Origin of the sequence: Arenivirga flava (assembly GCF_030161575.1) — a bacterium.
Lineage (GTDB): Bacteria > Actinomycetota > Actinomycetes > Actinomycetales > Microbacteriaceae > Arenivirga > Arenivirga flava.
Genome location: NZ_BSUL01000001.1, coordinates 335,270 through 347,493, shown reverse-complemented (window position 1 = coordinate 347,493; position 12,224 = coordinate 335,270). Strand labels below are relative to the sequence as shown.

Here is a 12,224-nt window from a genome sequence, read left to right as displayed (position 1 = left end):
CCCCCTCCACGCCCCATAAACCGTTCTCACGGTGCTACCGCTGCGGCATTGAATCACGACTCTGTGCTGAACTCCGAACATGTTGGCGTCACAGATCGATTCTGCCTTTTCTTGATTCGAAACCTTACTCGACCTGCATTCCGAAGCCGCAGCAGCCGGCGAGGCTGGACCCGTTATCACCGGAACTGATCCGCCAAGCACGAGGATTGCAAGCAACGCGATTTTCGCCTTGGTGGTGAAACCCGAGATAGAAACTGAGTTAGTCATACCGAACACCCCTCACCCGTCGACACTTACTGGAGTTGCAAGTTACGCCCGGAATTTAGGTCGCGCAAGCGTTCTTTTCGGCCTGTGAATTCTGTAAGCGAAAGCCTCAGCCCAGTGGAATGCGCCGGCGCGACATGAATCGCGCAAGGGCGGATACAGCGAGGTTAATGGCGAGGTAGATGGCGATCGTGACCACGAAGAACGTGAACTGGTAACGGCTGCCGTAGGAGTCGGGCATGTTGCCGCCGACGATGAACAGGATCTCCGGGTACGCGACGACGTAGCCGAGCGAGGTGTCCTTCAGCAGCACGACGAGCTGCGCGATGATGATCGGCAGCATCTGGCGGAACGCCTGCGGGAATTCGATGAGGAAGCGAGTCCGCAAACCGCTCAATCCGAGCGAAAGCCCGGCTTCGCGCTGGCCGCGAGGCAGCGAGCGGATGCCGGCGCGCAGCGCCTCGCCGATGATCGCGCCATTGTACAGAGCCAGCGCCCCGACGACCGCCCAATAGGCCCCGCTGCCCGCTACGAGCAGGATGAACAGCATCATCAGCAGGACCGGCACTCCGCGGATGAACTCCAGCACGATGGTGGTGGGGATACGCACCGCCGGCAACTCCGATGCACGCAGGAGCGAGAGCACCACGCCGAATGCGAGCGCGAGTACAGCGGCGACGCCAGCGGCCGAGAGGGTCCCCCAGACGCCTCGGCCGATGGCGATCCAGACGGCCTCCCGGTCGAAGATGTTCCATCGGGTCGCATCGAAGTACCCGGGCAGCTCCGCTCCGCTCACGGTGGTCCGCGGTGCGGCGAGCGTCCAGATCAGCCCGGCGAGGGCGGCGATTACGACGAGGGCGGTGAGCACCGAGATGATGCGGGAGAGTCGACGGGCCTTCGGGCCCGGGGCGTCATACAGCACGGAGGTCATCGGAGCACCGCCACCTTCTTCTCGATGCGGTTCGCGATCAGGCCGAGCGGGATCGTGATGATGAGGTAGAACGTCACGACGCCGAGGAGAATCGGGATGACGGCGTTGCCGTTCGCGTTGGCGAGGCGTCGTCCCAGCAGGAACAGCTCGCCCACACCGAAGCCCGCGGCGACGGAGGTGTTCTTGGTCAGGGCGATGACGACATTGATGAGCGGCGGCACGACCATGCGGAATGCCTGCGGCAGCACGACCGTGGTCAGCGTCTGTCCGAAACCGAGCCCGACCGACCTGGCGGCCTCTGCCTGACCAACCGGCACGCCGTTGATGCCCGACCGGAGCGCTTCGGCGACGAACGGCGAGGTGTAGATCGCCAACGCGACGGTCGCGGCTGCGAGGTAGTAGGGGTTCAGACTCATGCCGAACGTGCCGAACAGGTTCGGTACGACGGCGGCGCAGAAGAACAGCACCAAGGTGAGCGGGGTGTTCCTGATCAGCTCGGTGTATGTCGCGGAGACAGCGCGCAATGCCGCGACCGGTGAGACCCGCATCGCGGCGACGACGGTGCCGATGATGAACGCGGCGAGGCCCGCCACGACGAGCAGTCGCAGTGTCGTCAGGAACGCATCGATGTATGCGGGGAAGTTCGCGAGGACGACGTCCACGGTGCTCCAGTCTCTAGCGGTGGCAGGTAGCGGGGGCTACCCGGGACCGGGGGCGCCGTGACGGCGCCCCCGATCCGGACATCGGTCAGTATCGGTCGACCGCCGGGGCCTCGGGCAGCGGCAGGACGGCGCCGGCCGTGGCCTCCCAGGCGGCATCCCAGCGCCCGTCCTCGTACGATGCCTCGAGCACGTCGTTGATCCACTCGCGGAAGTCCGTGTCGTCGAGAGCCAGTCCGATGCCGTAGGGCTCCTCGGTGAAGAGCACCGGGTTGTCGTCCTCGTCGGCGACCAGCTGGAACTCGCCCGGGTTCTGGTCGACGTATCCCGAGAGGATCACATTGTCGGTGGTCAGCGCGACGACCTGCCCGTTGCGCAACGGATCGAGGCAGTCGGCGTAGCCGTTGAGTGCCGTGACGTCGGCGCCGTACTCGAGGATGTTCTGCTCCGACGTGGAGCCGCCGACGGTGCAGACAGGCTTGCCCTCGAGGTCCTCGGGACCGGTGATGCCTTCGGGGTTGCCCTCCGGCACGAGCAGCGCCTGACCCGCCTCGTAGTACGGACCGGCGAAGGAGACGACCTCCTTGCGCGTGTCGTTGATCGTGTAGGTGGCGATGACGATGTCGACCTCGCCGTTCTCGATGAACGGCTCGCGGTTGACCGACTCGGTCAGCACCCACTCGATGTCGCCCGGCTCGATGCCGAGCTCCCCGGCGATGATCTTGCCGATCTCGACGTCGAAGCCCTGCGGGTTGCCGGTGCCGTCATCGAGTCCGAAGAGCGGCTGGTCGAACTTCGTGCCGATGCGGATGGTTCCCGCTTCCGCGAGCGACGCCATCGTCGAGCCCTCGGCGAAGTCGCTTGCGTCGACCTCCTCGACGGGCGGCTCCGCGCCGCCGTCGCCGGAACAGGCTGTGAGAGCGAGGATGAGGCCGGCCGTGCCGGCCAGCGTGCTGAGGGTGCGCTTGCGCATGAGCTGTCTCCTAGGTTCCGTATCGCTGTGTCAGGTGGTGCATTCGAACGGGTTCAGTGGGTCAGGATCTTGGCGAGGAAGTCCTTCGCCCGATCCGACTTCGGCGCCGTGAAGAAGATCTCCGGCTCGGCCTCCTCGACGATCTCGCCGTCGGCCATGAAGACGACACGGTTCGCCGCCTTGCGGGCGAAGCCCATCTCGTGGGTGACGACGACCATCGTCATCCCCTCCTTAGCGAGCTCGACCATCACGTCGAGCACCTCGTTGATCATCTCGGGGTCGAGCGCGCTGGTCGGCTCGTCGAGCAGGATCAGCTTCGGGTCCATCGCGAGGCTGCGAGCGATCGCGACGCGCTGCTGCTGACCGCCGGAGAGCTGCGCCGGCAGCTTCTGCGCCTGGTTCGCGACGCCGACTCGCTCGAGCAGGGCCATCGCCTTCGCCTCGGCGTCCTTCTTGGACAGACCGCGCACCTTGATGGGGCCGAGCGTCACGTTCTCGAGCACGGTCTTGTGCGCGAAGAGGTTGAACGACTGGAACACCATGCCCACGTCGGCGCGCAGCTTCGCGAGCGCGGCGCCCTCCTCGGGCAGGCGCTTGCCGTCGATCGTGATCTCGCCGTCGTCGATGGTCTCGAGGCGGTTGATCGCGCGGCAGAGCGTCGACTTGCCGGAACCGGAGGGGCCGATGACGACCACGACCTCGCCGCGGGCGACGGTCGTGCTGATGTCTTTGAGGACGTGCAGCGGGCCGAAGTGCTTGTTGACCCCGGTGATCGTGACCAGGGGTTCCGCGGAGGTGGTGGCGCTGTCGGGCATTCCCTCACCCTGGCAGAGGACACCCGCTGGCTCCAACACGGGGCCCGAACTGTAACCCAGCCGTCATCCGCCGGGTACGGCTCGTCACCGGCGGGGTGCTCGGAGTCGAGCGGACCTCAGTCGAGTCGCTGCGCGAAGGCGCTCTCGTAGAGGCAGACACTCGCCGCCGTGGCGAGGTTCATCGACTCGGCTCGGCCGTAGATCGGCACCACGAGGGCGCGGTCGGCGAGCTCGAGCAGATCGTCGCGCAGCCCTCGCGCCTCGTTGCCGAACAACCACGCCGTGGGTGCGGCGAGTGCGCCCGATTCACGGGCCTCGAGCAGATCGCCGCCCTTGACATCGGCGGCCAGCACCTGCAGCCCGGCACCGCGAAGCGCGCCGAGCACCTCGGGCAGCTCCCCGCCGACCACGACCGGCAGGTGGAAGAGCGAGCCCGTGGTGGAACGGACGACCTTCGGGTTGTACGGGTCGACGCTGTGCCCGGCGAGCACGACGCCGTCGGCACCTGCGGCGTCCGCTGCTCGGATGATCGTGCCGGCGTTACCGGGGTCCTGCACCTCCTCCAGCACCGCGACGAGGCGGGGACCCGCGGCGAGCAGGTCCTCGAGCGGCGTCGAGAACTGCGCGAAGACGGCGATGACGCCCTGCGGCGTGACGGTGTCCGCCATCACGGCGAGCACCATCTCGCTGACCTCCTCGACGTCCATGCGCGCGGCGCGGGCGGCGACCGTCAGGTCGTGGTGTCGCTCGATCGCCGCGGGCGTGGCGAAGATGTCGATCACGCGCTCGGGCCGGTGGCGCAGCGCCTCCACGACCGCCTGCGGCCCCTCGACGAGGAACAGCCCGGTCTCGGTGCGCGCCTTCCGCTTGGCGAGCTTGGCGACGGCACGGACGCGGGGCGAGCGCGGGTTGTCGAGCATGGCGCCAGGATAGCGAGCCCGATGGGCCGGGAAGGTGTCCCCGGCCGAGCGGACGGGGGCGCGGCGAGCGCCGCGCTCCCCCATCCGCTCGTCCGCCCGGTCAGGCCTTGACGGAGCCCTCGGTAAGACCGCCGCGCCAGAACCGCTGGAGCACGATCATGGCGATCGCCAGGGGGATGATCGACAGCAGCACGCCGCCCACGGTCAGCTCGTAGAACTCGGGCAGCCGGTCGGTCTGGGCGCGCCAGTTGTTGAGGCCCAGCGTGATCGGGTAGAGCCGCTCGTCGGAGAGCATCACCAACGGCAGGAAGTAGTTGTTCCAGATGCCGACGAGCTGGAACAGGAACACCGTCACGAGCGCCGGCGTCATGATGCGCAGCCCGAGCGTGTGGAAGATGCGCAGCTCCCCCGCTCCGTCGATGCGTCCCGCCTCGACGAGCGAGTCGTCGACGGTCGCCTGCGCGTAGATGCGGCACAGGAAGAAGCCGAACGGGGACACCAGCGACGGCAGCAGCACGCTCCAGTACGTGTTCGCGAGCCCCAGCTGGCTGAACAGCAGGAACAGCGGCAGCGCCGTCGCCGTGCCCGGCACCAGCACGCCGCCGAGGATCAGCCCGAAGATCGTGTTGTTGCCGCGGAAGCGGTACTTCGCCAGCGCGTAGCCGCCGGCCGCGGCGAAGTACGTCGCCAGCAGGGCGCCGACGCCGGCGTAGAGCACCGAGTTGAGCGCCCAGCGCAGGAAGATGCCGCCGTCGTAGCTCACCACCGCCTGCAGGTTCGCGATCAGGTTGTTGGTGCCGGCGAGCAGGAAGCCGTTGGTGCCGAACAGGTCGTCGGTGCTCTTCGTCGCGGCGATGATGACCCAGTAGACGGGCACCAGGAAGTACACCGAGACGAGGGTGAGGATGCCGGTGACGAGGATCGTCGTGGCCGGTTTGCGACCGGCGCCGCGGTTGGTGGTCGTCGTGCTCACTTCGAGCTCCTGTTCGTCAGGCGCAGGAACACGAAGGACAGCACGAACGCGACGAGCGCGATCAGCACCGACTGGGCTGCGGCCACGTTGTAGTCGTTGTAGGCGAAGGCCGTCGTGTAGGCCGAGAGGTTCGGGGTGTACTGCGAGTCGATCGCGGGCGAGACGACCTGCAGCAGCTGCGCCTCGGCGAAGAGCTGCAGGGTGCCGATGATCGAGAAGACCGTCGTGAGCACCAGGGCGGGCCGGATGAGCGGCAGCTGGATGCTGCGCGCGATGCGCCAGGGGCCGGCACCGTCGACGCGCGCCGCCTCGTACAGCTCGGTGGGGATCGCCTTGAGCTGGGCGATGATGATCATCATGTTGTACCCCGTATAGGTCCAGGTCACGATGTTCGCGATCGACCAGAGCACGGTGCCGGCGCCGAGGAAGTCGAGCTGCAGCCCGAACGCGCTCGACGCGATGTCGATGATCGGGCTGAGGCCCGGCACGTAGAGGAACGACCACAGGATGGTGGCGATCACGCCGGGGATGCCGTAGGGCAGGAAGTACGCCGCACGGAAGAGCCCGGGCAGCTTGGCTGCGGCGGACTCGAGCAGCAGCGCCAGGATCGTGCAGAGCACGATCATGATGGGCACCTGCACGATGCCGAACAGGAACATCCGGCCGATGGAGGCGATGAAGTTGCCGTCCTCGAGCGCCTGACGGTAGTTGTCGAACCAGGCGAACTGGCTGGTCACGCCCGCCTCGCCGAACAGACCCTCGCGCGTGACGCTCGTGAAGCTCTGGCCGATGGCCACCACGATCGGCAGCAGGAAGGTGAGTCCGAAGAGCGCGAGGAACGGCGCCAGCAGGATCCACGGGGCGCGCGAGACCGCGGTGGAGCGCGGTCTGCGGCGGGCCTCGGGACGAGCGGATGCACGGGGTGCGGTGGTGGTCATCGGTCCGCCTTCCGGATGGTGAGGCCCTTGTTGCGGAAGACCTCGATGACCTGCGCCTCGGTGGTGGCGATGGCGTCGACGAGGGTGCCTCCGCTCGTCTTGCGGCGGAAGCCGTCGGCGAGGATGTTGAAGGTCTGCTGCGTGACCGGCCACCAGGACCAGTCCGGGTTCTGCTGCTGGGTCGCCGGCTGGAACACCTCGGTGTTGTACGACTGGCCGCCGAAGAACTCGCTGCCGCCCTCCCGGGCCGTGCCGATGATGTCGCGGGCGGGCGACCATCCGATGCCGGAGTTCGCGATCATCGCGTCGATGCCCTCCTGCGAGGTGGTCATCCACACCGCGAACTCCATCGCCTCCTTCGGATGCCGGCTGGTGGCGAGCACCGCCGCCGTCGAACCGCCCTGGTAGGTCGAGCCGAAGCCGGTGCTCCAGGTGGGTGCCGGCGCGACGCGCCACTTGCCCTCGGCTCCGCTGATGCCGGTCATGAGCGCGTCGCCCCAGCTGGCGCTCACGAGCGAGGCGACCTCGTCGCGCGCCGCCGCGGCGAACCAGGCGGGGGTGTACGGGTTGTAACTGGTGCCGACGATGCGCTCGTCGATCGCGCGGTCGAAGAAGCGCGCGACCTCGAGCGTGGCCTCGTCGGCCATGTCGATGACCCAGCCGTCCTCATCCGCCCGGAACCAGGTGGCGCCGGCCTGACCGGCGTAGCCCGCGAAGCCGGAGGTGTCCGAGATCGGGAAGACATCGATGAGCGCGGAGCCCTCGTCGCGGAACACCTCCCCCGCGGCGAACCATTCCTCGCGCGTGGCGGGGATGTCGAGCCCTCGGGCCTCGAAGAGATCGGGACGGTAGTACATGCCGACGGGGCCGGAGTCCTGCGGGATGGCGTAAACGCCGCCCGTGAAGCTGACCTGGTTCCAGAGCGTCTCGTCGTAGCGGTCGCGGTACTGCTGCACGCCGTAGCGCGACAGGTCGGTGACGCCGTTGACGAGCATGAACTCGGGCAGGCTGCGCATCTCCACCTGGGCGAGGTCAGGACCGCTGCCGGCGGCGAGCGCCGAGTACAGCTTCTGGTAGCCGCCGGCGTTGCCGCCCTGGATCCACGAGACCTCGACCTGCACATCCGGGTTCTGGGCGTTCCAGACGTCGGCGACCTTCTGCAGATCCTTCAGCCAGGACCAGTAGGTGAGCCGGATCGGGCCGTCCGCGGGCGGCAGCGTCGGCTGCGTGTTCACCGAGGTCGTACCCGGTGTTGAGCACCCAGCCAGGATCGTCGCCGCGGTGGCGCCGACCCCGAGGGTCAGGAGTTGTCGTCTCGACAGGGCGTTCATCGGTCCTCACTTCGTCGTGCGGCGCGCTGCGTGACCCGTCCGGGGGCCGCGGCGCTGCGGTCTGGTCACGCTAGCAGCAAAACCGGTCGAACGACCCGCATTCGGGGTACGCTGGCGGCCACCGCAGCGCAGCGGTGTCACGGGCAGGACGGATCGGCCCGGATCGGAGCGAGATGACCACCACGGATGCAGGCGGCCAGGTCGCAGCGCGCGCCCGCGGTCCCTACGCCAAGACCGCGGAGCGGCGTCTCGCGATCCTGGAGGCGGCCACGGAGGTGTTCGCCGAGCGCGGCTGGCGGGCGGCGTCGCTGCGGCAGATCGCCGAAGCCGCGGGTATCAGCCTCTCGACGCTGCAGCATCACTTCCCCAGTAAGGTCGAGCTGCTGCACGCCACGATGACGCACCGCGACGAGCACCGTTTCGAGCGCGCTCCCGGAGCCCTGCCGAGCTTCCCGCAGACCGTGGTCGGGCAGGCGGTCGCGAACGAGGGCGTCCCACGGCTGATCCAGCTCTACAGCGTGCTCACCGCGGAGTCGGCGACCGCGGAGCATCCCGCGCGCGACTACTTCGCGCAGCGCTTCGCGAGCCTCAGGGAGGAGTACGCGGCGGAGTTCGCGGCGCTCGGCGCAGCGGGGGCGCTGCGACCCGGCGTCGACCCGGCGACCGCGGCGGCGCTGCTCATCGGGCTCTGGGACGGCGTGCAGCTGCAGTGGCTGCACGACCCCGACGCGATCGAGCCGGCCGAGGCGCTGGTGGCCTACCTCGGTCTCGTCATCGACGATGAGGCGCTGCTGCCCTCGGCCGCGCAGCGAGCGCGCTGGAGGAGTGACGGCATCGTCTCCGCCTGAGGCTCGGGCGCGGAACGGCGAACGGGGCGCCCGCTGCTGCGGGCGCCCCGTTCGGGCATCGTGGCCGGATGGCCACGGACGACGTCAGGCCGCGGCGTCGGCCTTCGGAGCCGAGGTGTCGGCCGGCAGGGCCTTCTTGGCGGTCTCGACGAGGGCGGCGAAGGTCGCCGGCTCGTTGACGGCCAGCTCGGCGAGGATGCGACGGTCGACCTCGACGCCGGCCAGGCCGAGGCCCTGGATGAGGCGGTTGTAGGTCAGGCCGTTGGCGCGGCTCGCCGCGTTGATGCGCTGGATCCACAGGCGACGGAACTCGCCCTTCTTCGCGTGACGGTCGCGGTACGCGTAGACGAGGGAGTGGGTGACCTGCTCCTTGGCCTTGCGGTAGAGGCGCGACCGCTGACCGCGGTAGCCCTCGGCCCGCTCGAGGATGGTCCGGCGCTTCTTGTGTGCGTTTACTGCCCGCTTGACGCGTGCCATGTCGTTACTTCCTTACCGTTCAGGGTCGGTCAGTGACCGAGGAGCTTCTTGGCGACCTTGGCGTCGCCGGCGGCGAGGACCTGGTCCTGGTTGAGACGGGCCTTGCGCTTCGAGGCCTTGACCTCGAGGTTGTGGCGCATACCGGCCTGCTGCTTCATGACCTTGCCGCTGCCGGTGAGCTTGAAGCGCTTCTTGGCCCCGGAGTGGGTCTTCTGCTTGGGCATCAGTTTCTCTTTCTCTTACTGTTCGGCGGCTGCGGCGGCCGGAGCCTCCGCTGCGCCCTTCGACTCGGCCTTGCTCGCCGCGCGCTGCGCGTTCTGCTCGGCCTTGGCCTCGGACTTGTTCTTGTGCGGCGCGATGACCATGGTCATGTTGCGGCCGTCGATGGTGGGGGTGGACTCGACCGAGCCGAACTCGGCGACGTCCTCCGCGAAGCGCTGGAGGAGGCGCACACCCTGGTCGGGACGCGACTGCTCGCGGCCGCGGAACAGGATCATCGCCTTGACCTTGTCGCCCTCCTTGAGGAAGCCGACGGCGCGCTTCATCTTCGTCTCGTAGTCGTGCTTGTCGATCTTGAGGCGGAAACGGACCTCCTTGAGGATCGTGTTCGCCTGGTTGCGTCGGGCCTCCTTGGCCTTCTGCGCCGCCTCGTACTTGAACTTGCCGTAGTCCATGATCTTCACCACGGGCGGGCGGGAGTTCGGGGCGACCTCCACCAGATCCAGGTCGGCCTCCTGAGCAAGGCGCAGCGCGTCCTCGATGCGGACGATGCCGACCTGCTCGCCGCCGGGGCCGACGAGGCGGACCTCGGGGACCCTGATGCGGTCATTGGTGCGCGGATCGCTGATGCGTGTCTCCTCTGTTCGTTGACTGGGCCCTGCGCCGACGAGCGCCGGCGGGGCGGAGAGGAGTTTCAACACGCGGGACGGCCACGGCCATCCGAGCGCCCCGCCGGAGCGGTGCGCCGCACCCTGCCTGCCCCTCGGGCGAACCCTCGGGGCGGAGTGCCAAGACCCGGTAACCTGTGACGGTATGCGCGGGTGGGAGAATCTCCTCTTCCTCTTCGGCAGCCTGACGGTGCCGAAGCCTGCATCAGAGTAGCAGAGCGAGAGCCTGCAAGCGAGAGGCGAGCATGTCGGAGCAGACGGCCGAGTCCACGAACGAGTCCAGGGACATCTCGGAGGTGCCGGCGGTCGAGGTGATCAACACCGTTGCGATCCACCTGCTCAGTGCTGCGGCGGTGAAGTGCGGCCTGGCCGACGACCCGGCGGCGCAGACCGATCTCGACGAGGCCCGCAAGCTCATCAACGCGCTCGCCGGTCTCGTCACCGCCGCCGCCCCCGAGATCAGCGACTCGCACGCGCGTCCCCTGCGCGACGGGCTGCGCTCGGTGCAGCTGGCGTTCCGCGAGGCGTCGAGCATCCCGGACGCACCGGGCAAGGGCCCCGGCGAGAAGTTCACGGGCTCCGTGATCTGAGCGAGGGGTCAGCCGGCGGTCTCGAGCTTGAGGCTCATCGAGTCGACGCGGTCGGCGATTACGGTCGAGGCGGCGATGCGCCGCTGCACCCCGTCGAGGAGCTCCTGCAGCTCGGCTCGATCGAGGCCGGGCCGCAGGCGCAGACGCAGCACGATCTCGGGGCCGCGCATCCGGGCGTCCGGGTCGCCGGCCCGCACGAGCATCCCGTCGATCCGCGGCTCGGGGGCGACGACGTCGGCGAACGCGGCCAGCACGTCCGGGTCGTCGTGGGCGGGCATCCAGGGGTCGCCCTGCGCCATCGCCCACACCGCGGGGCGGCGCAGTGCGAACTCGGTCTCGGAGGCCGGGTCGAGCACGACGAGGTCGGTGCGCTCGCTCGCCGCCGCCAGGGCCACGCGCACGCCGTCCGCCGGCACCGGGCGCGCCTTCGGGTTCCATGCCGCCATCGCGGTCACCGACGAGAAGACCGGGAGCACGTCGCGGCCGTCCGGTCCGGCGACCGTCACGATCGCCAGTTCCGCGCTCTTGTCGACGGTGCGCCCGTGCGCGCCCTCGCCGGACTCGCCGAGCTTCGCGACCAGCGGGATCAGCAGGCGCGCGCCGCGCAGCGCGTCCACCACCGCTGCCGGACCGGTCTCGCCGCACCGGAACGCCACCACCGCCGCGAGCAGCTCCGGCGGCGCCGAGCCGTCGTCGGCGGCGCTGCGGTTCTCCTCGAACTGCCGACCCGCCCAGGGGCGACCGGCGGAGTCCTTCAGCGGATCGTGGTCCTGCTCCGGCATCAGAAGCCGGCGACGTCCAGCGCCTCGGGCAGCGTGAACGCGCCCGCGTAGAGGGCCTTGCCGACGATCGCGCCCTCGAGGCCCGCCGGCACGAGCTCGCGGAGCTCGGCGATGTCGTCGAGGCTGGAGATGCCGCCGGAGGCGACGACGGGCTTGTCGGTGCGGTCCATGACCTGGCGCAGCAGCTCGACGTTCGGACCCTTGAGGGTGCCGTCCTTGGTGACGTCCGTCACGACGTAGCGCGAGCAGCCGGCCTCCTCGAGGCGGTCGAGCACGGCCCAGAGGTCGCCGCCGTCCTGCGTCCAGCCGCGGGCGGCGAGGGTGGTGCCGCGCACGTCGAGCCCGACGGCGATGGCCTCGCCGTAGGTCGCGATGACGCTCGCCGCCCACTCCGGGTTCTCGAGGGCCGCCGTGCCGAGATTGATGCGGGTGACGCCGGTCGCGAGCGCGGCCTCCAGACTCGCGTCGTCGCGGATGCCGCCGGAGAGCTCGAAGTTGACCTCGCCGCGCAGCGACTTGATGACCTTCTTGATGACCGAGCGGTTGTCGCCGCGCCCGAAGGCCGCGTCGAGATCGACCAGGTGGATCCACTCGGCGCCGCCCTCGACCCACTGCTCGGCGGCACCGAGCGGCTCGCCGTAGCTCGTCTCCGTGCCGGCCTCGCCCTGCGTCAGCCGAACGGCCTTGCCGTCGGCGACATCGACCGCCGGGAGCAGGGTCAGTGCGGGGGTGCGGTTGAACTCGCTCATGCGTTCGGGCGGTGCTTTCTGTGGGGAGGGCGGATGGCCGTGGACGATCCTAGCCCCGGGCGGAGGGGTTCCCTCAACCGGCGGATG

Annotated in this window: 15 protein-coding genes; 2 read left to right on the top strand and 13 right to left on the bottom strand. The window is 69.0% G+C overall.

The window, feature by feature from the left end; genetic code table 11:
- Positions 1-373 precede the first annotated feature (373 nt).
- The 8 genes from QQK26_RS01760 to QQK26_RS01725 form a co-directional block, all read right to left on the bottom strand.
- The gene (locus QQK26_RS01760) at positions 374-1,195 is read right to left on the bottom strand and encodes an amino acid ABC transporter permease (RefSeq protein ID WP_284229419.1); all 822 of its coding nucleotides are present in this window, start codon (positions 1,193-1,195) and stop codon (positions 374-376) included.
- The gene (locus QQK26_RS01755; RefSeq protein ID WP_284229417.1) at positions 1,192-1,857 is read right to left on the bottom strand and encodes an amino acid ABC transporter permease; all 666 of its coding nucleotides are present in this window, start codon (positions 1,855-1,857) and stop codon (positions 1,192-1,194) included. Before QQK26_RS01755 ends, QQK26_RS01760 begins: the two co-directional genes overlap by 4 nt.
- 85 nt (positions 1,858-1,942) lie before the next feature.
- Positions 1,943-2,827, bottom strand: a complete 885-nt coding sequence (locus QQK26_RS01750) for a glutamate ABC transporter substrate-binding protein (RefSeq protein ID WP_284229415.1) — start codon at positions 2,825-2,827, stop codon at positions 1,943-1,945.
- Between the two features lie 53 nt (positions 2,828-2,880).
- Positions 2,881-3,609: an amino acid ABC transporter ATP-binding protein gene (locus QQK26_RS01745; RefSeq protein ID WP_284234400.1), complete on the bottom strand. Its 729-nt coding sequence runs from the start codon at positions 3,607-3,609 to the stop codon at positions 2,881-2,883.
- A 149-nt stretch (positions 3,610-3,758) separates the two neighbouring features.
- Complete coding sequence (locus QQK26_RS01740; protein ID WP_284229412.1) at positions 3,759-4,562, bottom strand: TrmH family RNA methyltransferase; 804 nt, start codon at positions 4,560-4,562, stop codon at positions 3,759-3,761.
- Positions 4,563-4,662: 100 nt separating this feature from the next.
- Positions 4,663-5,535 carry a carbohydrate ABC transporter permease gene (locus tag QQK26_RS01735; protein ID WP_284229410.1) on the bottom strand — a complete coding sequence of 291 codons (873 nt, stop codon included), beginning with the start codon at positions 5,533-5,535 and terminating at the stop codon, positions 4,663-4,665.
- Positions 5,532-6,473, bottom strand: a complete 942-nt coding sequence (locus QQK26_RS01730; RefSeq protein WP_284229408.1) for a carbohydrate ABC transporter permease — start codon at positions 6,471-6,473, stop codon at positions 5,532-5,534. The genes QQK26_RS01735 and QQK26_RS01730 overlap by 4 nt, the downstream gene beginning before the upstream one ends.
- Entirely contained in the window at positions 6,470-7,804 is a 1,335-nt protein-coding gene (locus QQK26_RS01725; RefSeq protein WP_284229406.1) for an ABC transporter substrate-binding protein, read from the bottom strand. Before QQK26_RS01725 ends, QQK26_RS01730 begins: the two co-directional genes overlap by 4 nt.
- 173 nt (positions 7,805-7,977) lie before the next feature.
- On the opposite strand from QQK26_RS01725, the gene QQK26_RS01720 reads away from it, so the two are divergent.
- Positions 7,978-8,652, top strand: coding sequence for a TetR/AcrR family transcriptional regulator (locus tag QQK26_RS01720; protein WP_284229404.1), 675 nt, complete (start codon positions 7,978-7,980; stop codon positions 8,650-8,652).
- An 84-nt stretch (positions 8,653-8,736) separates the two neighbouring features.
- On the opposite strand, the gene rplT is transcribed toward QQK26_RS01720, so the two are convergent.
- The 3 genes from rplT to infC are packed head-to-tail and all read right to left on the bottom strand — an operon-like array spanning position 8,737 to position 9,977.
- Complete coding sequence (rplT, locus tag QQK26_RS01715; RefSeq protein WP_284229402.1) at positions 8,737-9,129, bottom strand: 50S ribosomal protein L20; 393 nt, start codon at positions 9,127-9,129, stop codon at positions 8,737-8,739.
- A gap of 29 nt (positions 9,130-9,158) precedes the next feature.
- On the bottom strand, positions 9,159-9,353 hold the full coding sequence (rpmI, locus tag QQK26_RS01710; protein ID WP_284229400.1) for a 50S ribosomal protein L35: 195 nt from the start codon (positions 9,351-9,353) through the stop codon (positions 9,159-9,161).
- A 15-nt stretch (positions 9,354-9,368) separates the two neighbouring features.
- The gene (infC, locus tag QQK26_RS01705) at positions 9,369-9,977 is read right to left on the bottom strand and encodes a translation initiation factor IF-3 (RefSeq protein WP_348520040.1); all 609 of its coding nucleotides are present in this window, start codon (positions 9,975-9,977) and stop codon (positions 9,369-9,371) included.
- Positions 9,978-10,261: 284 nt separating this feature from the next.
- On the opposite strand from infC, the gene QQK26_RS01700 reads away from it, so the two are divergent.
- Positions 10,262-10,606 (top strand): DUF1844 domain-containing protein, encoded by a 345-nt coding sequence (locus QQK26_RS01700; protein WP_284229396.1) that lies wholly within the window; start codon positions 10,262-10,264, stop codon positions 10,604-10,606.
- An 8-nt stretch (positions 10,607-10,614) separates the two neighbouring features.
- Here QQK26_RS01700 and QQK26_RS01695 read toward each other — a convergent pair whose 3' ends face one another.
- Both QQK26_RS01695 and priA read right to left on the bottom strand, forming a co-directional pair.
- A complete protein-coding gene (locus tag QQK26_RS01695) occupies positions 10,615-11,388 on the bottom strand; it encodes an SseB family protein (RefSeq protein ID WP_284229394.1) in 774 nt (257 codons plus the stop codon).
- On the bottom strand, positions 11,388-12,137 hold the full coding sequence (priA, locus tag QQK26_RS01690) for a bifunctional 1-(5-phosphoribosyl)-5-((5-phosphoribosylamino)methylideneamino)imidazole-4-carboxamide isomerase/phosphoribosylanthranilate isomerase PriA (RefSeq protein WP_284229392.1): 750 nt from the start codon (positions 12,135-12,137) through the stop codon (positions 11,388-11,390). Before priA ends, QQK26_RS01695 begins: the two co-directional genes overlap by 1 nt.
- Positions 12,138-12,224 lie beyond the last annotated feature (87 nt).